The 21,692-nt window shown below is 58.8% G+C and carries 19 protein-coding genes and 1 tRNA gene; 17 read left to right on the forward strand and 3 right to left on the reverse strand.

The genetic code is table 11. The features are described from left to right. Positions 1-260: 260 nt before the first annotated feature. The 3 genes from JX325_RS02145 to JX325_RS02155 all read right to left on the reverse strand — a co-directional run bounded on the left by JX325_RS02145 (position 261) and on the right by JX325_RS02155 (position 3,137). A complete protein-coding gene (locus JX325_RS02145; RefSeq protein ID WP_204789537.1) occupies positions 261-1,271 on the reverse strand; it encodes a sugar ABC transporter substrate-binding protein in 1,011 nt (336 codons plus the stop codon). A gap of 31 nt (positions 1,272-1,302) precedes the next feature. Continuing rightward, on the reverse strand, positions 1,303-2,322 hold the full coding sequence (iolG, locus tag JX325_RS02150; RefSeq protein WP_204789538.1) for an inositol 2-dehydrogenase: 1,020 nt from the start codon (positions 2,320-2,322) through the stop codon (positions 1,303-1,305). Between the two features lie 29 nt (positions 2,323-2,351). Then, entirely contained in the window at positions 2,352-3,137 is a 786-nt protein-coding gene (locus JX325_RS02155) for a TIM barrel protein (protein WP_204789539.1), read from the reverse strand. Positions 3,138-3,392: 255 nt separating this feature from the next. Between JX325_RS02155 and JX325_RS02160 the strand changes: the two genes are divergently transcribed. The 17 genes from JX325_RS02160 to JX325_RS02245 all read left to right on the forward strand — a co-directional run bounded on the left by JX325_RS02160 (position 3,393) and on the right by JX325_RS02245 (position 21,679). Beyond that, positions 3,393-4,421 carry a LacI family DNA-binding transcriptional regulator gene (locus tag JX325_RS02160; RefSeq protein ID WP_204789540.1) on the forward strand — a complete coding sequence of 343 codons (1,029 nt, stop codon included), beginning with the start codon at positions 3,393-3,395 and terminating at the stop codon, positions 4,419-4,421. A 305-nt stretch (positions 4,422-4,726) separates the two neighbouring features. Beyond that, positions 4,727-4,802 (forward strand) — tRNA-Pro (locus JX325_RS02165). A gap of 357 nt (positions 4,803-5,159) precedes the next feature. Next, positions 5,160-5,885, forward strand: coding sequence for a hypothetical protein (locus tag JX325_RS02170; protein WP_204789541.1), 726 nt, complete (start codon positions 5,160-5,162; stop codon positions 5,883-5,885). A 272-nt stretch (positions 5,886-6,157) separates the two neighbouring features. After that, positions 6,158-6,355, forward strand: a complete 198-nt coding sequence (locus tag JX325_RS02175; protein WP_016315116.1) for a hypothetical protein — start codon at positions 6,158-6,160, stop codon at positions 6,353-6,355. Further along, entirely contained in the window at positions 6,352-7,659 is a 1,308-nt protein-coding gene (locus JX325_RS02180) for a hypothetical protein (protein WP_243413876.1), read from the forward strand. The genes JX325_RS02175 and JX325_RS02180 overlap by 4 nt, the downstream gene beginning before the upstream one ends. Before the next feature lie 1,024 nt (positions 7,660-8,683). After that, positions 8,684-9,808, forward strand: a complete 1,125-nt coding sequence (locus JX325_RS02185) for a DUF6329 domain-containing protein (RefSeq protein ID WP_204789542.1) — start codon at positions 8,684-8,686, stop codon at positions 9,806-9,808. A gap of 74 nt (positions 9,809-9,882) precedes the next feature. Next, a complete protein-coding gene (locus JX325_RS17805; protein ID WP_243413878.1) occupies positions 9,883-11,268 on the forward strand; it encodes an LPD28 domain-containing protein in 1,386 nt (461 codons plus the stop codon). Next, positions 11,268-11,828: a hypothetical protein gene (locus JX325_RS02200; protein WP_204789544.1), complete on the forward strand. Its 561-nt coding sequence runs from the start codon at positions 11,268-11,270 to the stop codon at positions 11,826-11,828. Before JX325_RS17805 ends, JX325_RS02200 begins: the two co-directional genes overlap by 1 nt. 76 nt (positions 11,829-11,904) lie before the next feature. After that, complete coding sequence (locus tag JX325_RS02205; protein WP_243413879.1) at positions 11,905-12,975, forward strand: hypothetical protein; 1,071 nt, start codon at positions 11,905-11,907, stop codon at positions 12,973-12,975. Next, a complete protein-coding gene (locus JX325_RS02210) occupies positions 12,911-14,080 on the forward strand; it encodes a DUF4240 domain-containing protein (protein ID WP_204789545.1) in 1,170 nt (389 codons plus the stop codon). The genes JX325_RS02205 and JX325_RS02210 overlap by 65 nt, the downstream gene beginning before the upstream one ends. Next, positions 14,081-15,379 (forward strand): DUF4314 domain-containing protein, encoded by a 1,299-nt coding sequence (locus tag JX325_RS02215; RefSeq protein ID WP_204789546.1) that lies wholly within the window; start codon positions 14,081-14,083, stop codon positions 15,377-15,379. A 1,101-nt stretch (positions 15,380-16,480) separates the two neighbouring features. Then, positions 16,481-17,902 (forward strand): hypothetical protein, encoded by a 1,422-nt coding sequence (locus tag JX325_RS02220; protein WP_204789547.1) that lies wholly within the window; start codon positions 16,481-16,483, stop codon positions 17,900-17,902. Between the two features lie 937 nt (positions 17,903-18,839). Next, complete coding sequence (locus JX325_RS02225; protein WP_204789548.1) at positions 18,840-19,166, forward strand: hypothetical protein; 327 nt, start codon at positions 18,840-18,842, stop codon at positions 19,164-19,166. Between the two features lie 8 nt (positions 19,167-19,174). After that, on the forward strand, positions 19,175-19,996 hold the full coding sequence (locus JX325_RS02230; protein ID WP_204789556.1) for a DNA adenine methylase: 822 nt from the start codon (positions 19,175-19,177) through the stop codon (positions 19,994-19,996). 22 nt (positions 19,997-20,018) lie between these two features. Continuing rightward, positions 20,019-20,525: a hypothetical protein gene (locus tag JX325_RS02235; protein ID WP_204789549.1), complete on the forward strand. Its 507-nt coding sequence runs from the start codon at positions 20,019-20,021 to the stop codon at positions 20,523-20,525. After that, positions 20,515-21,273 (forward strand): DUF3849 domain-containing protein, encoded by a 759-nt coding sequence (locus tag JX325_RS02240; RefSeq protein WP_204789550.1) that lies wholly within the window; start codon positions 20,515-20,517, stop codon positions 21,271-21,273. Before JX325_RS02235 ends, JX325_RS02240 begins: the two co-directional genes overlap by 11 nt. A 37-nt stretch (positions 21,274-21,310) precedes the next feature. Further along, positions 21,311-21,679 carry a SpoVG family protein gene (locus tag JX325_RS02245; protein ID WP_204789551.1) on the forward strand — a complete coding sequence of 123 codons (369 nt, stop codon included), beginning with the start codon at positions 21,311-21,313 and terminating at the stop codon, positions 21,677-21,679. Positions 21,680-21,692 lie beyond the last annotated feature (13 nt).

The raw sequence follows: 21,692 nt of genomic DNA on the forward strand, positions 1-21,692 counted from the left end.
ACGGCACTCCGCCGCACACGCCGGACCCGGAGCCCACGCCGGACCCGCCCCCCACGGCTCCCACCGAGCCCCAGGAGCCGGGAACCACGGAGCCCGACGGCGGCGGACTCTTCGAGGACCTTTGGAACCTTACGGCCTGAGGGGCCGGAAGGGGCCGCAGCGTTTAGCCAAAAAAGCCGCATGGCGCGCAAGCGTCATGCGGCTGCTTTTCTGCCTGCAAGAAAAGCGCCCCCGCGCAGAGCTGCGCGGGGGCACTCCGATCAGTTCTGACCGGCGAGATATCCGTTGACCTTGTCGATGCGGGCCTGGGCGTTTTCTGGGGAAATGACCTCGATGCCGGGGTCCACCACAGCGTCCACGTCCTTGCCCTGGAGCTTGTCGTAGGCGGTCTGGCAGGCCAGGTAGCCCATCTCATAGGGCTGCTGGGCCACGGACATGGTCAGAAGTCCGTCCAGGATGGCCTGGCACGCGCCGGTGGAGCCGTCGAAGCCCAGGAAGATGGTGTTGGCAAAGCTGGGGTTGCCCTCTGCGGCCCGGACGGCTCCCACGGCCATGTCGTCGTTGTTGGCGCATACGATGGCGATTCCATCCGGGTGGGTTTGGATAATGGCTTCCATGCAGGTGACGGCCTGGTCCGCCACGGCGTTGGCGTATTGGATTTCATCGGCCAGGAAGGTCCCGCCGTTTTCATTGACTCCGGCGGTGTATCCGTTCATCCGGGCCGTGTTGGTGGCGTCTCCCTTGACCCCGGCGATTTCGATGCACTCAATGGTTTCCCATCCCGCGGCCTTCGCGGCCTTGACGGCTTCCGTGGCCCCCAGCTTGGCGGCGGCCTCGTTTCCGGTGCCGATGAAGGAGACGATTTCCGGCGCGTCGATGTTGGTGTCCAGGGCGAAGACCGGGCGGGTCTCCCCGGCAATGAGGGTGGCGGCGGTCTCCGACTGGAGGGGGGCGATGATGATGGCGTCCACTTCGCTGTTGTTCAGGGTGGTTTCGATCATATTTTGCTGGTCGTCGTAGGAGGTTTCATTGGCCGGTCCCGTGATGTCGATGACCACGTCCGGGTGCTCGGATTCGAATTTCCGGCATCCGGCCATAATGAGCTGCCAGTGCTCGGAGGCGGTGGTCTTCAAGATAACGCTCATCTTATAGGCCCCTTCCTTGTCCCCGGAGGAGCCGCCGGCGGAGGAATCGCCGCCGCCGCCGCAGGCGGAGAGGGAGAGGAGCATCAAACCGGCCAGGAGCAGGGCGGCTATACGCTGTTTCATCATAGTAAACCTCGTTCCTTTCTTAATGGGGGACTTACTGCGTGATTTCGCTGAGCTTGACGGGCCGCCCCTCCTTGAGGGACTTCGTGGCGGCGGCGGCGATGAGGATGGGGGCCAGGCCGTCCTCTCCGGTGACCTGGGTCTGCGTGCCATTGATGACCGCCTCGGCAAAGGCTTTCTGCTCGGCGGCGAAGGCCATGGTGTAGCGGTCCCACATGATCTTGTAGCAGGGGCTGGAGGACGTTCCGTCCGCCCCGTAGTAGGTGGCGTTATTGGGGGTGTCGTTTTCATCCATCACCGCGCCCTCGGACCCGAAGACCTCCACCCGCTGGTCGTAGCCGTAGACGGCCTTTCGGCTGTTGTCGATGATGCCCATGGCCCCGTTGGCAAATTTCAGGGACACCACGGCGGTGTCCACGTCCCCCGCCTCGCCGATGGCCGGGTCCACCAGCANGCCGCCGTAGGCGAAGACCTCGGTGACCTCGGACCCCGCCAGGAACCGGGCCATGTCGAAGTCGTGGACCATCATGTCGTAGAAGATGCCGCCGGAGACCTTCACATAGTCGATGGTGGGGGGCTCGGGGTCCCGGGAGCTGATTTTCACCAGGTTCACCTTGCCGACTTTGCCTGCCCGGACGGCCTCGTAGACGGCCCGGTGGTTGTGGTCGAAGCGGCGGTTAAAGCCCACCTGGAGCTTGACTCCGGCCTTCTTCGCCGCGGCGATGACCTCCTTTACCCGCTCGATGCGGTAGTCCACGGGCTTCTCCACAAACACGTCCTTCCCGGCCTCGGCCGCCTTGATGGAGTATTCCGCGTGGAGGTCCGTGGGGGAGCAGACGACGACCGCCTTGATTTCCGGGTCCTTCAGAATTTCCTCCGCGTCCTTGACGATGTTGGGGATGNGCAGGCGCCGGAGGAACTCCACCGTCTCTTCGCTCATGTAAGGGTCGGCGATGGTCTTGATTTCCATCTCGGGGACAAACTTCGCGATGTTCTCCGCGTGGACCCGGCCGATACGGCCCGCTCCGATGATGCCGATTTTGATGGTTTTCATGTACGTCTCTCCTTCTTAAAATATGGAATTTAAAGTTTCATGATTGCTTTTACCGCCTCAGCGGTGGAGGTCTTCGGCATAAGCTCAAACCCGATCAAGCCGGTGTAGCCGGTTTTCTCCAGGCAGGCAAACACATTGGCGTAGTTGATTTCGCCAGTGCCAGGCTCGTGGCGGCCCGGGGCGTCCGCCACATGGATGTGGCCGAACTGGTCCCCATAGGCCCGGATGTTGTCGCAGAGGCTGCCCTCGTTGAGCTGCATGTGGTAGGCGTCATAGAGCACCTTCAGCTTGGGGGAGCCGATGAGCCGGGTCATTTCAGCGGCCATCCGAGTGGTCTGGAGGAAGTTGCCCACATGGTCCGTGGTGACGTTCAGCGGCNCCAGGTTCATGGAGATGCCGCTCTCCTCCGCGATTTTCGCGCACTCTTTCAGGGTTCCGAACATGGTGCAGAGCTTTACCGTGTCGCTGAGTTCATCATAATGGTCGATGACCATGCCGCCGTCCCCCAGGCCGTTGGAGTGGATGGTGACGGACCGGGCGCCCANCTTCTTAGCCGCCTCCACNGACCGGCGGAGGAAGGCCAGGTAGGCCTCCTTCTGGCTGGGGTCGATGAGGGAGAGCTCCGCGTCTCCGTTGAAGCCGGAGATGCCAATTTCCGCCTTTTCCGCCGCCGCCTTCACCGCGTCCAGGTCCTTNTCCNTCCAGCTCCAGAACTCGACGAATTCGAAGCCGTCCTGTTTAGCGGCCTGGAACCGCTCCAGGAAGGGAAGCTCGCTGTACATGGGCTCGATGCAGGCTGATTTTTGAAAGTTCATAGCGCTGCCTCCTATATGTGCTTTATTGTGTGCTATTCATTGTGTGTTTTTACACACATTATGGCAAAGCCGGGCCCGGCTGTCAACCCCTTTTTGCGTTTTAGTAGAGAATTGAAGAGAAATCAGCGGATTTTACAAAAGGGATGAAAATTTCTTTTGCAAATCCACAAGAGCTGTGCTATCATAAAAGCGTCACATACTGTGCACTGCACATATTGGGGAGGAATCAGCANGGGGAAGAGGGCGACAATCCAAATGGTGGCGGCGCTGGCGGGCGTTTCCCGGGGAACGGTGGACCGGGTGCTGAACAACCGCTCTTATGTGCGGGCGGACGTTCGGGAGCGGGTTTTGGCCGCCATTGCCGAGACGGGGTACGTGTCTCCCCGGGAGGCCCACGCCCGGCAGATGGCCGCCTCCCTGGAAACGCTGAAATTGGGGGTTCTTCTGCCCAGCGAAGAGGGGCNGTTTCGGGCGGACGTGGAGCGGGGCATTGACAGCGTCCGGGAGGAGCTGTCCGNCGGCCGGGTCCGGGTGCTGGTGCGGCACTGCAAAACCGACATTCCCCAGGAGGCGCTGACTCTGCTGGACGAGCTGGAGGCGGANGGCTGCAAGGGCCTGGCCCTCTGCTCGCTGAACGACCGCTCGGTCCAGGACCGGGTGACGGAGCTGACGGAGCGGGGGATTCCCTGCGTCACGTTTAATTCGGATCTTCCGGAAAGCGGCCGGGTGTGCTTCGTGGGCCAGGACATCCGCCGGGCAGGCCGGGTGGCGGCGGAGCTGATGAGCAAATGCGTGTCCCGGGACGCCNTNGTGCTGGCGACGGTGGGCAATTTAAAGTTTGACGGGCACCGCCAGCGGCTGGGCGGCTTTCAAGAGCGCATGGCGGAGCTGGGCTTTGCCCCGGAACAGATTGTAGTTGCGGAGACTTTTAACGATTATGGCACAACGGTTTCTGTGGTAGGCGAGGCCNTTGCAGCCCATCCGGGGCTGGGCGGAGTCTACATGGCGAACCTCAACGTGTCCGGCTGTGTGGAGGCGATCCGGGCGGCGGGCCGAAAGGGGGAAATCCGTGTGGTCTGCCATGATATCAACGAGGGAATCCGGCGGCTGCTGCTGGATGGCGGCGTGGATTTCACCATTCCCCAGGACATGGTGCAGCAAGGAGCGCNGCCCCTGCTGCTGCTGCGGGACCTGCTGCGAAAGGGGATTCAGCCGGACCCTGCCAGGGCTCAGGGACGTATCGACGTGCTCTGCGCCGAGAATATCATGGGGTACGGCCTGTAAGCAGGGCGCGGGCCTTGGAAAACGCTTGAAGCGCCCGGCGTGGCTGCACCGGGCGCTGGCTTTTTTATAGGGGAGGACGGGCGCCGTTCTGCCTTCCGGGGATGTTTCGTNAGGGGGAGGACTTCAGAATAAAACGGTCGATCCCCTGTTTTGCAGACTATTCCGGCGGCGGGTCCGCTGTTGAGGAGGGAAAGCTTCCTAAATTTGAGGGGGGAAAAATTTTCAAAAGAAATTTAAAAATAGGTCTTGCATTTTCTGGCGAAGTGTGCTAATCTATACAAGCTGACATGAGTGAGCGTAAATATCCGGGTGTAGCGCAGTTGGTAGCGCACTTGACTGGGGGTCAAGGGGTCGTGAGTTCAAGTCTCGCCACTCGGACCAGAAAAAGAGGTCAAAAAAGATTTTTGGTGAAAAAACTGAGAGATTTCAAGACCTCAGAGGCCCTTGGATAGTGAAAATCCAAGGGCCTCAAAATTTAGATTTTTCCCCACCTCCTATNCACTCAGGCAGGACTTANACCTGCGGCAAANCAGTTTCAAATAGGGCGCTACGATTTTGAGCGTCTGTATTGAGCGTCGATCCGTCAGTTCTAAANGAATTGACAGACCGGCGCTTTTTGTTTTTCCAGGAAAACACAATACTCCCAGCGCCTGTTTTCAAAACAGGCAAAATCAAAAAGGGCCCCGGACTTTTCAGCGCAAAAAGTTGCCATTATATTAGAAAGCAAGGAGGATCAAAATGAACGCAGAAGAAAAAAACAGATACTTCCAAGAACTAACCCTGAACCTCCAGCACGAGGGCTTTGCCGTAAAACCGGAAACGGAGGAGGGCCTCCTGCCAATAGAGCTGGACGGACAGCGTCTCTGCCTCGCGCTGGATACCGGCTCGGTGAGGTACTGGCGGGAGGATACGGCGGATGATCACAGGAGCGCCGCTCTGGACAAAGCAATCTCTATCACCAAAACCACTGCCGAGTACATGCGCCAGATGGAGACGGCGCCCCAGCTGACAGCCAGCGGCCTGACGGGAGACTACAGGCTGCTGGCGGATTTCAACGATGTGGTTCTGGCGGGCCACCCGACCAGGTACGGCGTCCAGTTTGCTACCTGGGAACGTGTGCGGGAGCGCACTGGCCTGAACGCGGGGAACTTCTACGGACCTCCCGGCGGTGTGGACAGTTACACCGCGGCCAAGCGCGACTTCGCTACCCGCTCCGGCCTCATCCCCCACGTTGTCCTTTTTACTCCCGAACAACTTACAGAAGTCTATCGCAGTATCCCTGAAACATTGGAAAACTTCAGCATTACCAGTGAACGGCAGGAGCATCTGAGCTCTGCGGCGGAACAAATAGAGCGCACTATCCCTGATTTGGAGGATCGAGTTGACATTTCCTTGCAAAAAGAGGAAGAATTTTGTGACTCACTCGATCCTGAACAAAGCGGTTATACATTTTTTATAGAATAACAACCCCACAGATGAACGATGGAAATGCCCGGAATCCACCGTGGGACCAATCGAACGCAGCGTCCCGGATCTGGAGGCGCTGGCAGAGGCGTCCAACCAAAAAGAGTTGGAGTTTGCGGCTATAGAGCCCCCGTGAGAGGGCGGGATGCAGTTAAGTTAAAACCCAATATTTGTACCAGATAAGGCCGTTTCCCTGAAAAAAGGGCAGCGCCTTTTTTCGTTTTGTCCTCTTTTCAGGGATTGGAAATACCAAAACAGGAGGACAGAAGAATATGGCACGATATTTCATGGGCGATACCCGCCTGGCGGGGTTGGAGCGGATGATGATGGACCCGTCCAGATCGCCGTCTACCCGCATTGACACCCGGAAAAAGAGGCCCCAGAAGAAGCTGCCCTGCAACCGGCCCACCAAGCCGAGGCAGCGTGAGTGGGAGATGAAAGAGGGCTTTGAGGAGGGCGGCGGCGTATGAGCTATGTAATCCAAGCGGTTCTGAGCAACCCCCGACGTCCGGAATGCGATCAGATCACTATCCCCTTTCCCATTCCCGTTGACCAGTACGATAAGACCATTGAGATGCTCCAGGCAATTGACCTGGGCTTTTCCGTCAACCNGGACTGCACTGTGGATGAAGTAAACAGCCGGTACAGCGTGCTGAACACCCTGGTGGGTACGCTGGTCAATATCGATCAGCTGGACTACCTGGCGAAACGGCTGGACGGCTTCTGCGCCGGCGAGGTCAGTCAGTTCCAGGCTATGGCTCACAAGCTGGGGCTGTCCGAAATCAAGGACTTTATTAACCTGACGTACTGTTGTCAACAGACAACGGTTATCACGGATNTCTCTGATTTGGAGCAGNTNGGGAAAGACCACACAATGACGCTGAACGGCGGCGCAATGCCGATGGACCAATACCAGGCAGTGAATGGCAAAGAAGCCGCCCTCCAGCTGATTGACGGCAGTGGAGGAGTCATCACCCCTTACGGCGTGGTCTACGACAGCGGCATGAAGCTGGAACCGGTCTACAACGGACACCAGTTCCCCGTATATCCTTACGACAGCCTTTTTATGGTGTTGGAGATCACGCCGAAGCGGGGGCTGGCAGAGGGGAAAAATCCGGAGTACCTGTACCTCCCCGCCGCGGAACACCAGATCGGGCGGACACTACTCCGCGTTGGCATCACCTCGCCGCACGATGCCCAGATACGCATCGACTGCAATGAGCTGCCGGAAAAAGTGGATGAGGCGCTGGATATTGAGTATCTGAGCGGTGACGATCTCCCAGCCCTGAACCGGATGTGCCAGGCTATCGAGCCGCTGAAGGAGGCGGATATGGAGAAGCTGAATGCGGTAGTGCTGTTTGCGGAGGCTGGAGACATGATGGCCGTCCGCCAGCTGGCGGAAAACCTGGACCTGTTTGACTTTGTCCCCGGCCTCCAAACCCCGGAGGAATACGGCAGGCACATGATCCGGGAGTCCGCTCATTTCGACTACGACGAAAACCTGGAGGGCTTCTACGACTACCGCCGCTACGGTGAACAGCAGCTCCAGCAGGAAGGCGGGCAGTTCAACGAATGCGGCTATGTGGTGTACCAGGGCACAATGCCGCTGGAGGAGCTGATGATGGAGGACCCCGCAGAGAAGCATCAGCGGGAACAGGGACTCCAGATGGGAGGGCTGGCNCAATNATTCTNNACCTGGAGTGCCGGAGCTACGGTATTGCGCTCGATATCCCCACTACCNGTGATGAGGCGGCAAGCACGATCTTCAGCCTGATCGCAGGCTTTGAGGATGAGCCCGCGGAAATCAGCATCAGCGGTGTGAACAGCCCCATCCCCAGCCTCTATCTGTATGTCCAGCACGCCGATCTGGAGAGCGGGGCTGACCTTGAGAAGCTGAACACCCTGGACGACAGAATCAACGGTATGACACAGGAGGAACAGCGTCTCTTTTCCGGGGCGCTGGAACTGGAATGTACCGGTGATCTGGACTTTGCGGTTCATGTCGCAAACAGCCTNGACCGTTATGAGATATTCCCCAAAATCAAGACAGACGAGGATCTGGGCCGTTTTCTGGTGGATACCGCATTCATAACTGGAAAATTCCGATTTCCGGAGGAGGCCCGGCCCTATCTGGACTATGCCAGGATCGGTGCGGAGCAGCGGGACGCCCTTGGGGGTGCATACACGGCCTATGGTTTTGTCAAACGCCGGGAGGAAGCTCCGGTGCAGGGGGAGGCGCCAAAAGCCATGCTTCTGACACTCACAGCCTCAGAACAGAGTTATCCCCTTGTCCTCCCCGCCTCCGAGNAGCAGCTGGGACAGGCAAAGGAGTCCCTGAGAATCGAGGACTTCGCTCAAGCGGTNATCGCCAGCGCCGAATATACAGCGCCCTATTTGAACCGGCTGATCCCTATGGACAGTATCACTGTAGAGGACGCCAATGAGATGGCTCTCTGTCTCCAGTGCCTTAAAAAAGACGGCGAGATCATGAAATACTGCGCCGCTCTGGAGGTGGAGGAACCGTCCACCTTCACCGAGGCCCTTGATATGGCCATCGACATCGACGACTATGAGCTGATCTCCGACAGCGAACGGGAGTATGGCCGTCAGGCCCTGCGCCGCATGGGTGCAAACGACGAAGTTCTGGAGGCCATAGAAGGCTGCACTGATTTTGACCGGCTGGGCAGTGAGATGATGGATGAGGACGGCGTTCGGCAAACCGGGTTCGGTCTGGTGCGCCGGCTGAGCAAGCCCTTTCCTCCTGCGCAAGAGCCGGACCAGCAGATGGGAGGTCTATCATGTTAAAGCTGAATATATCCAGCGGCAGTGTACTTGAACAGTTGAAACTGCCGGTGCCGCTGGATGAATTCAAACGGAAAGTTGATGAAATTCGTGCGGCGGGCCAACCCAATATCGCACCCACGGTATTGAACGCTGACAGTTCCGTCCCCGCACTCAACTGGCATCTCCAGCAAACCAGGCTGGACAGCGATTCCACGCTCCAGAAGCTGAACCAGCTGGCGGAAACGGTAGACGGGATGAACGCGGCGGAACACTACCATCTGTCCAAGTCTCTGGACCCGGAGTCTCAANANAGTCTGGACGATGTGCTTCGGATCGCCGCCCATATCAAACCGGCCAGCCTGGATTGCTACGAGGTCATTCCAGGTGTGACCTCCCACCAGGAGCTGGGCAGNTGGTTGGTGGAGCATGACCGTCTGGAGGATAAGGTACCGGAGACTCTGCGGCCCTACCTGGACTATCGCTCCATCGGCATCGACTACTGCAACAGCCATGAGGGAGAGTTCCTGGCCGACAGCTACACCGGGATTCAGTCAGGCGCTATGGAGCAGGTCTTGGAAGAGCAGGGCGTCCTCCGCCTGACGCTTTCCACAGGAAAGGGTACATTCCCCCTCAGCTTTCCCGNCTCGGACGANNGGCTGGAGCAGGCAAAANGNNCGCTGGACGNGGAGGACTTCGCCCNGGCCGGAATCACCGCCGTCAANTTCTCCTCCCCGTATCTGGACGGCCTTCTCCCGCTGGATACAATCACTGTGGAAGACGCCAATACGCTGGCGCTGTGCCTTCAGGAGATGGAGCAGGAGGACGGGGAACTGATGAAGTTCTGCGCTGTTCTGGAGGTGGAACAGCCGGATACCTTCACAGAAGCTGTCAGCATTGCCATGGACCGGGATGACTACGAGCGGGTCCCGGAGGATATGGATGAGTACGGGAAGCAGGTACTCCGCCGCACTGGGGCTGACGATGAAGTCATTGATACCATCGACGGGTATATGGATTTTTCCCGTCTGGGCGAGGACTCCATGGCAGAGGACGGCGTCCGGCGGACGGAGTTCGGTCTGGCGCGCCGCCTGAGCAAGCCTTTCCCTCCCGCACCGGAGATTGGGCAGGCGATGATGTAAAAAGTTTTTGTAGACTTTCGCCGGGAGTTGTGGTATCTATTGTTGCTGACCAAAAACGAAAGGGAGTGAAACCGTTGCAAATCAACATTTACAAGGACAAAATGCTGGGGGCTCGCCTGTTCGGGGCCTCGGTGCTGTACAGTGCCGCGCCCATCCCCCGTGAGGATGTGCCCCAGGGCTGGTACTGTTACGACCTGCGGGGTACAGCCCGGCATCCGGACGAACCCCACGCGCTGGTGGATCTGGCGGAGGAAAACCATACCGGTTCGATCCTCTCCTGTCTGCCGCTGAAAAAGGGTGGCTCTCAGTTCCGGCTGATCAAGGATATGTTCCAGATGACCGGTACAAATCCCAGCTTGGCGGAGTTCTGTGCTGAGGAAAAGATCCGCTGCCCTGAAACGCCTGTCCGCCATCAGCTGTGCCCCGCATCCCCCGAGGATGCGGGGCTTTTTTATGCTCAGACGCCGGAGAAGGATAGGAAAGGGCCCCCACCGGAGCCCAGCGCAGCGGGTCCGGTGGGGAAAGGAAGAAGGAACGAAGCGGGTGGAGTTTTCGCCGCCAGGCGGAAACGGAACAGAGCGGAGTTTCTTCTGACGCAGTGGCCCAGAGGCCCCGAGGAGCTGAACACCCAGGAGTTCCGGGATGAGCTGGACAAGGTGGTGAACGATCTCCGCAAGGGCGTCCTGAAAGACCTCCCCTCCATGCGGCGGTACTGCTATGGCAGTAAGGGAGCCATTGCGGGCGGCTCCTGCTGCCAGAACTACGGCTTCACGCTGGAGACGGGACGGTATCTCTACCGCCTGCGGTGCAATCCCATAGAGGGCGACTACCAGTGCTACCTCAGTTGTTTCGATAAACAGGCTCAGCAGATGGGACTGACGGAACAGGGGCGCCAGTCGCTCCAAAACGCCGNTGATCCCACACTCCCCCATAGCTATGAGTGGTATGTGATCGAACACATCAACACGCCTGAGCGGCAAGTGACCCACCAGCTCCCGCTGGAGGAGGCCATACAGTTATACGCCGGTCTTGACTGCGAGGACAAGCGGCTGGGGGTCACCAAGGACGGCATCGCCGCGGTGGATCTGGCCATCCATTGGGATGGCCGGGAGTGGCTGTCAGAGGACCGGCTGAGGATGGACGAATTCAAGGATGACCCGGTGGCGGCGGAGGCTGCCGCCCGTCTCCGGCAGGTACTGGACGAAAGCCCGGCTGTCGGGCGGGTCACCTTCGCCAGCGGGGAACGGTGGAACTATACTGACCCGGAGAAATATCTCCAGGCCGTCCGTGAGGAGCTGCCCTGCCACGCCGCCACCGGCTTCCGCTGTGAAACCCTGACCGATGACCCGGAAATCCGCAAGGCCGTGGACGATATGTTCTGCGGCCTGTATGNTGAGGAGAATCCCCGCCAGATCGAGGACTACGGTGGTACCGGCATGACGATGGGAGGTATAGGCTGATGAGTGAATCAGATCGGATTTTATATCCCAGAGCCGCGCTGAAACAATGGCTTGGCCACGGAGCCTCCCAATCTTCTTATAATCTGGATGAGTTTCTGAAACTGATNGAGCCGACCTATCAGGCGTATGAGGAGTACATCCGAAGATGTGTTGCCGGTCTGACTACAGTCGCCGCACAGCGGGCAGCGCNCCACCAGGAGGAAGATATCACAAAACTGCGGGAGATTATTCTGAAATTGGTGCCATTCTGGGGCTTGGATGGAGGCGCCTACGNNGATAAAGAAACCTCCATCCAGCTGGAGCGGCAGTACAGAGAATCATTTGACCAGGCCGTGTCAGCCGCACGGAGATCCGGTCAGGCTCCCGCGCTGCCAGACAGCGCCAAAAATGATATTTTAATCGCATTGGAAATTCACCGTCAGGAGTTGGAAATCGACGGCGAACTGGATGACTGGGTCAAGGAATGTGTGTCTCTGCAAAGACAGCTGCGGTCAGAGTGGCAGATGGACGCTGATCGCTCCCAGCAGGCAGCACCGGCAATGGAGGGTATGAGTTTATGAGGAACAAATTTAGAGAAAACTCCTGCACTCTGGAGGATTATGGCGGTACTGGCATGACGATAGGAGGAATCACCTGATGAAAGACCTTGTTCAATGTACGGTTTCCCGCAATGATTTCCAGCGGTGGCTGGACTGGGGAAACGCGCCTTTGACAATCTGCACAGGCGAGAAAGCCGTCACGATGCTCCTCAAAATCGAAAAAAAGCCGGTTGACTATCTGTACCAGACTGCCGTGGAAGCAGATGGCTGTATCTCCTGGAAAAACGGCCTGACGTTTTGCGGTGTACACGACATCGGAAAAAAGACACTGTATCTGACGAAGGGCCTGTCAACTATTCTTACAGACGGGCAGGCCCCGTTTGCGGCCAGGGCCATCCCCTCTATGGTGGATGAAATATGCGCCAAAATCAATCAGCGCGTGGAGGAGATCATCGCGAATGACCGTAGCAACCTCCCCANACAGATAGNCTCCAGCGGACAAGCGAAGCGCGATCTTCAGTATTATCAGGACTACGGCGCCAAAGAAACGGTAATCTGCCAAATTTTTGCCAACCAAGCGCCAGATGGGCAGTTCCACAGCGACTATATTCTGAATGAACTGCCGGAGGCCGCTTTTATGGCCTGGCTCCAGGACCCGGAGGGCTTCATTGAGACAGAGGCGGATCAGCATATCAAAATCAATCAGGAGAAGTTTCTCCTGCAATTTCTGAAAGATGACGCTCTGTTAGCGGAATATCAGGCGCTGATGCAGGATACCGAAAATCCCATCCACCGAATGAAAGCCATCACAGAGGCGTTAAAAGCCAGCGGCGCTAAAACGGTGACCGTTACGGTTGAGAAAGATGGCATGGAACTGACTTTCAAGACGGCGGCAAACTCCCTGACAGGCCATAGGAATTATTACAGCACCTATGATATCCCCGCACAGGATCGCCGTGAGTTTGAGCGGCTGTTTGGCCGCAGCGCCGATTACTGCGCGGAGGACATCATCCGAATCACCTACGGAAAAAAGACGCTTTACGAGGCTCCGCCTATCCAGGCTGAGGATATGGCGGAACGTATTGAACTGGGAGGAATGCAGCTTGGATNACNGAGAACAGACCTCGCCGGCCCAGGGCGAAAACACCCGCCGCTATACCGTCGATGAACTTCTCGCTCAGATGGAGCCGCAGTATCAGGCATATAAAAACACGATGCGCCAGTGCATCGCTGGCCTGACGGAACACGCCGCCCGGCTTGCCGCACAGGGTCAGGAAGAACAGCTGCCCACATTCCGCAGACTGCTCACAGATATGGCTGAGTTCTGGGGATTGGCTGAGGATGACACACCCAAGGGATACCGGGAGATGGTGGAGCAAATCGGCAGTACATTCGATCAGGCGGTATCCGCCGCCAGAGACTCCGGCGGCGCGCCTGAGCTGAGTGAACAGACCAGGCAGAATATCCTCAGCGGCTTGGAACTCTACGCCCAGGAGATGCGGGCCAACGATGAGGAGCTGGAACAGTGGGCAGCGGAATGCGACAGCCTTGCGGGAGGCCTGAAGAAACAGTGGTATCCGGCGCAGCCGGGGATGGAAATGAGCAAATACGATTTCTGGAGCCTGATCGCCGGAGCCAAAGAAAAGTGCGGCCAGGACATGGACGCATCCTTCTCTTGGCTGTACGAGCAGCTCGAAGCCCGCGGTCCGCAGCAGGCCCAGGATTTCCACGACATTCTGTATGGATACCAGAAGCTGTCCTATCAATACGGCCTGTGGGCCGCCGCCTCGCTGATGTGTGAAAACGTCTGCGATTACAATGACTTCTCCTACTTCAGGGGATGGCTCATCGCCCAGGGCAGGGAAGTCTATCTGGCAGCACTGGCGGACCCGGACTCTCTGGCAGATGTGGAAGCCTATGGAGGCTGTCAGTTTGAGGAATTGAACTACGTTGGAGATGGAGTGCTGCAGGATATGACCGGCCAGAACGCCTATGACAACACAGGCCCTGACGTGTATGAAGCGCTGGAGGAGGAGCTGCGAAAGGATATCATCTATGGCGAGGGCGTCGATTATCCCTACGAATGGGGCGAAGTTGAAGCCTACCTTCCCCGCCTGTGTGAGAAATACCTGGAGCCTGGCACAGTAGACTTCCATTTGAAGCATCACGATACAATGTTCTCCTCTGACTTCCNGGGAATCCAGGAGGCGCGTGAGAGCGGGCCCCCGCAGAGGAACGGGCCGCAAACTGATATAAAAATGGAGGGAATGTAAATGGACCGGATACCAAAAGAATGGCTGGATTTTCTGCGGGAACAGTTTCCAGTGGGCAGCCGGATCAAGCTCAGAGAGATGAAAGACGACCCCCACCCGGTGGAGCCGGGGAGCATGGGGACGCTGAAGGGCATCGACGACGCCGGCCACTTTCTGGTGAACTGGGACAGTGGCCGCAGCCTGAACCTGGTGCTGGGGGCGGACAGCTTCTCTGTCCTGCCCCCGCCCCTCCAGACGCTGAAGCTGTACGCCCCCATGACCGCGGAACTCTTTGAACCCGATGAATACGGCGGAATGGATGAGGATGGTACTCCTTTGGACGGGCGGGATCTTCGCCACTACGCGGACAGCATCCTGGCCGCCCTGATCCGGGAACGGATGCCGGAAGAAGCGGAGCGCGGCATTATGCACTGGTACGGCAAAGATGATGCCGTGGATCGTAAGGTCCGCTCTGCTCTCTTCACTACAGAGGAACGGGAAGGCCGGCTCTGGGCGGTAGTGGAGTGCAAGGCAGCAGAAGCGCTGACCCCTGTGGAACTGGACACTTTGACTGATTATCTGAGCGGGCAGATGTCTGATGGCTGGGGCGAGGGCTTTGAGCAGCGTGATATTGGCATCGGGGATGGCTGTGNGCTGTATGTCCACCTGTGGCAGAGCAAGAACTGGAGCATCATGCCGGAGCAGGACCGCTTCGATCCCCACTTCTCTGAGCGGCTCCCAGATATGTGCTTCTCTGTCCTGCCGGAGGATGACTCCCTGATCTGCATTACCAGAGGCGCCGGCTATCAGGTGTCGGAGAACAGCAGTGAGAAACCCGGTCTGAACCGGCACATAGCGGACTACCGCAATCAATGCCGCGGNATCAGCAANGCTCAGGAGNGGGCCATGCTGGGAGGCTGCCTGCGTGGCTGGGANTCCCCCGCTGCTGATCCCAGGCACTACATCCAGGAACAGGCGCTGATGAAAAAAGCGGCTTCTGAACAGAAGTTGGCGGAGGGACTGCCGGAACTGTGCTTTTCCGTCCTGCCCAGCACTGGGGCGCTCATCTGTATCAAACGGGGCGAGAGCGGCTATTACCCCTCGGACTGGGATACCGGCGTCCCCGCCCAGAACCGGGAGCTGGCGGACTACAACAACCAGCGTCTCGGCGTCACCGGCGCCCAGCGGCTGGCAATGGAGGCCGGGTCTATGCATGGCTGGGACTGCCCTGCCGCTNATCCNAGGACCTATGAGCAGACCCTCCAGTCCCCCACTGATATGGAGGCTGGAGCGCCGATGGGAGGGATGACTCTTGGATAAGGTATTCCATATCCGCACATTCAGCAGCCCCAACGGAGCCTGTCAGGAAGTGGAGCTGGATCTGCCAGCCACGGATTACGAACTTCTCGACGCGATGGAACAGCTCCGGCTGGAGGACGGAAAGCACCCATATCTGGAGTTCCATGCTGTCGAGGAATACGAATACTTGAACGAGCGCATTCAGGAGACAGACATCTTCCCGCTCAATGCCCTGGCCAAGCGGCTGGCAGAGCTGGACACGCGAGGTATGGCCGTCTTCGAGGGGCTGGTCTGCATGGATATTCAGAAAGGCGTGGAAACGATCCCCATTGGCAGCCTGATCGACTACGCCTACAGCGGGGAATGCTGCCATGTGTTGGAGGATGCCGTGACCGATGAGGAACTGGGCAGGTTCCTTGTGGAGAACGGGTTTATCCCGGAAACAGACGCCATTCCGGACGCCACGCTTGAGCTGCTGGACTACGCGCAGATTGGGAAGAATCATCGGGAGGCGGAGGGCAGTACATTTACCGGCTTCGGCTNTGTGGAGCGGCACAGCGAACCGCGTCAGGTTTACAAAACCCTGGAGCTTACGCCGAAAAAGCCCGCGTACACCATCCTGGCTGAGACATATGACGGAAACCGGGTGGAGTTCCCATACCCGGCCAACGCTCCCATGGGGACGGAGCCGGTGCGCTGTGTGGACTGCACCGCGCCGTCACTCATCGGTCTGACCAGTGGAATGGAAACTGTGGACCTGCTGGCCCGCAGACTGGCAGGGCTGGAGCCGAAAGCACTGACCGCTTACAAGGCCCTGCTGGAAGCCACNGATTGCAAGGACANCCTGAGCGCCGGGGCGCTCATGGACTCGCTGGACAACTATGTCTTCTCCCCCCAGTACAGCTCCCCCATCGAAGTGGCTAAGGGGGAGCTTTCTCTTATCCTCTGTGAGCCGGACGCGGCGACACTCGCCCCACACCTGAATCTATACCAGTACGGACAGGCGCTGATCGAAAAGTGCGGCGGCGTTCTGACTCCCTATGGCCTGATCGAGCGTTCGGACGGACAGCCTGTCCAGGGTATGGAAGAAAGCCCCCAACAGGGCGGAATGGAGATGAAGTGATGATGAATTANTTCAAAGAATTCNTGGAACTGCCCGGTACGCCCCAGGAACAGGAGTGGTTGAAGGAGCGGCTGGAGACGTTAAGCGTCCGGGAGAGCTACGCCCTCGCCGCCGTCTCGATGGGGTATCCACCCGAAAAGGCGGCTGACGCCATCAAGAGTATTTTGAGCCTGCCCGACTGCACGCTCCATCCGGCTGGGAGCTATGAGGATTTGGGCAAGTACAGCCAGAAAGGAGCGGCCAGCCTGCCGGAGGACGTCCTGCCCTATGTGGATTTTGATCACATCGGGCAGAAGTTTGAGGATGAGCACCCCGGACTGTTCATCGGAGGCTATTATGTGGAATATCCGAAAAAGGCAGCAGAACCAGCTTACTCCGGAAAGAACGCGTTTTTGCCGGAGGACAGCGATTGGAGCGTCAAGCTGAAGCTGGCCTCCCCTGCGGTCCCCGAGGGCGTGTGGCTCCGTCTGCCGGGATATGACGGCAAAATGGCGGAGGACGCAGACGAGGTCGTGCTGGCGCTGGACGAGCTGCGGGTCAAGTCTCTGGAGGACTGCACTCTGCTGGAAGCCCGGTGTATTCTCCCCGAGGCCGGAGACCTTACGAAGCAGTATTCCAGCATTACCGATCTGGTTCGGGATGGGGATAATCTCGGCTATGTTCTGGCTGAGCAGGGTCAGGGCAAAGCGCACTGGCTGGACAAGTTTGCCGCCGCTTTGGAGTATGAAGACTGCCGTACCCTGAAATTTGCCCTGGACATCTCACAAAACCTCCGTTGCTATGAGTGGGTACCAAGCAGCGGCATAAAGGAGTTTGCTGCAAACAACCTCCGCTCCTGTGGCGTGCCGGAAGAACTGATCCAGTCCGGCAATATTGATCTGGACGCCTATGCGGAAGATCTGCTGGAGAGGTCCGGATACATGGAGACCGGCAGTNNAACCGGCTATCTGNCGCGCAACGGCAAGGAATTTGTCCGTGATTTTACTGCCCCGGCCCAGCAGGATGTGCTGAAAGCCGTCCCCATGCTGGAGAAGATGTCCAGCCAGGCCGCCCCGGAGGATGCTGCCGCAGCCAGAGCCGCCANTGCGGAGGCTCTGNCCGGGCGCGGCNAATGCGGCCNCCGGCAGCTCCAGGCGGCGATGGAATCGGAGGACTGTGCCAGTCTGGAGGAGGCGGTGGAGATCGCCGGCCGCCTGGACAGCTATGAGTTCGTAGAGATCGGCAGCTTCCGGGAGAAGGCAGAGAAAGAACTGCTGGAGAAGGGCCTGGACAAAAAGGTGATCGACCGCTGCGTCGACTTCACCGCCTACGCCGCCCTGACCCACGAGTTTGAGAGCATCTACAGCTCCAGAAATACTGGACTGTATGTCCGCCGAAACGGGGCCATGTCCCGGCCTGAGCAGGGCATGACCATGCAGTGAAAGGAAGAGGTAAATTGTTACTGATCGAGCCTGGAAAGCCCCGTGTGCGGCATTTTATCATGGGGCACATGCGAAACCCCGGATCGCCACTCTCAAGAAAACTCCAGTCCTGTCCCGCGCTGGCCTGTATTGCCGGAAATATCCCTCCGAAAAAACTCAAGGGCTGGAACTTTTCAGATGAGTTCTATCACGCGCGGTTCAAGGAGATACGGCTTTGTCTGCACGGACTCATCGGACATGGGGCCTGTCTCGCCGCTCATGGCAGCGGTGAACAACTCCCTGCCCTGCGGGATTTTATCTGCGGTCTTGCGGCGTTTTGGCCTGACCCCTTCGAAGAGGACGATGATCCAGTGGTGCGGGAAGAACACTATGGCGCCCTCTTTGATGATGCGGTGTCCGCCGCCCAAAACGGAGTCGATGTGCCGGAACTGAGTGAGGGCGGGAAAGAAAATATTATTATCGGGCTGGAGAACTATATCATTGACTTGGCAGGCCAGTTCTCCGAAATCAATCAGGAGGCGTTGGACAGTGGGCTTGGAGCCTGTGAGTCCATCGCGGCGGGTTTCCAGGAGATGTGGACCGATCCTGTCCACACCCGGAGAGTGGAAACCATACAAACGCCCAGCCAGGTACTCACCTGNGCAGGGCATGACCATGCAGTGACTGGACCGCCAGCGGAAAGGAGTGGTGTTCCATGGGCACAGCCCATGCCAGACAATCAAGTCAATAACAATATCAGCATCAAGGGGCCGTTTTACCGAAAGGGACAAGCGGCTCCTTCGTCGTCGCAAGCTCCATATCCCTCGCTTCCGGGCGAGGCCCGAAAGCTCGCTCATTCCGCTGCTTCTCCTCTCCCCACGGGACCTGCTTCGCTGGGCTCCCGTGGGGTTCCCGCTTGTGCTCTTTTTCGGAAAAACGGCCCCGGAAAGGAGGAATCATGGAGGATACACAGCTGGNCGAATATCTGCGGCAGTACCATCTGGGCGAGGGCGGCGCCGCTACCAGCCGGGAACTGGAGCGGACCTTCTCCGTCCGTGGCAAGGAACTGCGGGACGCGGTCAACCGGCTCCGGCGCAGGGGCATCCCCATCGCCAGCAGCTCCAGCGGCTACTTTTACGCCGCCGCGNAGCAGGAGGTGCGCGCCACCATTGCCCACATGACCCACCGGATCAGCGGCATCGCCGCCGCCATCCGGGGCCTGAACCAGTCGTTGGAGAAGTTCGACACCGCCCAGCTCCGCATCCCGGGAGGTGACAGCCCTTGAACAGCTTCATGAGCTGGGTCGGCGGCAAAAAGGCGCTGCGGGAGGAGGTGGTGCAGAGGTTCCCTCTGTACTATGAACGTTACATTGAGGTCTTCGGGGGCGGCGGCTGGGTGTTGTTCCACAAGCCCCCCGGCAGGGATTTTGAGGTCTACAACGACTTCAACAGCCTTCTTGCCAACCTGTACCGCTGTNTCCGGGANAAGCCGGATCTGCNGATGAACGCCCTGAAATANGTTCTNAATTCCCGTNAGGACTTTGACCGGGTGCGGCTGGCCCTGCGCCGCCAGCGCACCACCGACGTCCAGCGGGCGGCGNGGTTCTATCAGATCATCCGCTACAGCTACGCCTCCGCCCTCACCAGCTACGGCAGCCAGCCCCACGATATGCGGGCCAACTTCCCCCTTATTGAGCAGGCCCACCGGCGTCTGAAGGATGTGGTGGTGGAAAACAAGGACTTTGAGAAGCTCATCCGGCAGTACGACCGCCCGGTGAGCCTCTTTTACTGTGATCCCCCCTACCACGCCACAGAGGGGTNCTACCAGAACATCGGGGAGGACGGATTCACAGAGAAGGACCACATCCGCCTGCGGGACGCCCTTCTGTCCATTGAGGGGAAGTTCCTGCTCTCCTACAACGACGACGCCTTTGTCCGGGAGCTGTACGATGCCCCCGGCATCCAGATCGAGGCGGTCACCCGGCTGAACAACATCAAGCAGCGGTACGACCCCAACTGCCAGTTTGCCGAGGTGTTCATCGCCAACTACGACATGACCGAGCGGCAGCGTGCCGCCACACAGCTGAACCTGTTTGATTTCGGGCAGGAAATTTAATCAGAAAACGGAGGAATATCACATGAAATTCATCAAAGAGATCACACCCAAGGGCCTCCTGCTTCCAGTGACCGCCGCACGGCTGGCCGGGTTCAACGCCGGCGACAAGGTGGAGTACCACACCCTGGATGGGGCCATGCTGGTGCTGAAAGGGCGGATGAGCGCGCCGGAGCTGCTGGCCGTTGTCCACCAGCTCACGAGCACGTCGGCCCAGCTGCTCCACCACCTGTCGGAGGTCTGCGGCCCCTGTGAGGACTGTGATAAGGACAGCTGCCCCTACAATGACTTCGAGGAGGAAGCCGTTCAGGTGAACGAGTATCTGCGGGAGGCTGCCGGCATCCCCGATGGGGCCAAGCTGTGCGCCGAGGTGGACGAGGAGGCCCACACCATCACGGTTCTGGCGGCGGAACACCGCTATGACCTGCGGGACCTTCCGGCGGATCTGCTGGAGACCTTCATGGTGGTGGGCGCCTGCCTGGGCAGGCTGGAGGAGCATCTGATCGCGGAGGATACCGTCTATGGCGGCTGATTTTCCCTATCTGTACCCCTACTCCCGCGCCGACGCCCGCCGTCTGAGGCAGACGCAGATGCACGAGGACAGCTTTCGGGTGAATGTGGACTGCGCCAGAGCCATTGAGCAGGCGGTCCGGGATTATTTCAATGAGGCGGACGAGTTGCTGACCGAGGGTTGCGCCCAGTCTGTGNTGGAACAGTTCGGCTTCAAGCGGGTGAACTTTGTCCTCGCCAACTCCCTGCAGGAGTTCCGCGAGTCGGCCTGCAAGTATCTGGTCAGCGATGAGACCTACCAGTGGGGCAGGAAAACCTTCGTTCCCCCGGACGGCAAGTATAACCGCTACTATGCGGTGGATACCGCCGCGGCACTGCTGGAGTCGTTCATCGGACAGGCCAGGGACGCATACCAGGCGCTGGGACTGTTCGGCCTGGAGCACTGCGCCGGTAACCCGCTGGAGCAGGACTACAAGGGCAAGGTGCTGGTGATGCGTCCCGATACGCTCCGGGAGAGCTGCTGGGACCCCCGCAATATGCTCTGGCTGGCGGAAGGCGGCTTTGGCTGTTCTCCCCACGCCAGAGGTCAGGCGGTCTACGCCACCTGCCTGGGCGACGGCGAAAAGACCCGCTGGAACCGCTCCGACTTCGCTGGCGTTCTGGATGAGAAGTATCTGCCGGACTGGGCGCGGGAGAAGCTGGAGGAGCTTCGCACTCCCCAGCAGGAACAGGACACCGGGCCCGCCATGAGCGGCATGACCATGGAGTAATTCCATTTTACCAAAAATTTTTTAGGAGGAACCGACAATGAAACAGGCCCCTGACCCGACCCTCACATCTCAGCGGGAGACCCTCCCCATGCAGGTGGATGTGAAAATCCACTCCCTCCACGCCAGCGGTCCCGTCCTGGCGGACGCCTCCGTCAACCTGAACGGGTGCTTCGCTATCCGGGGCATCAAGGTGGTGGAGGGCAGCAACGGCCCCTTCGTCTCCCTGCCCAGCTACAAGGGCAGGGACGGCTATAAGGACATCTGCTTTCCCTGTACGAAGGAGTTCCACCAGCAGTTCCATCAGGCAGTGCTGGACGCCTATCAGCAGACTCTGGCTCAGATCCCCCAGCGCCAGCAGAAGGGCCAGAGCCAGGATGCTCCGCCCGACCCGGAAATGAAAATGTAGAGGAGGAANCGAC

This window comes from Oscillibacter sp. CU971, assembly GCF_905219725.1.
Taxonomy (GTDB): domain Bacteria; phylum Bacillota; class Clostridia; order Oscillospirales; family Oscillospiraceae; genus Oscillibacter.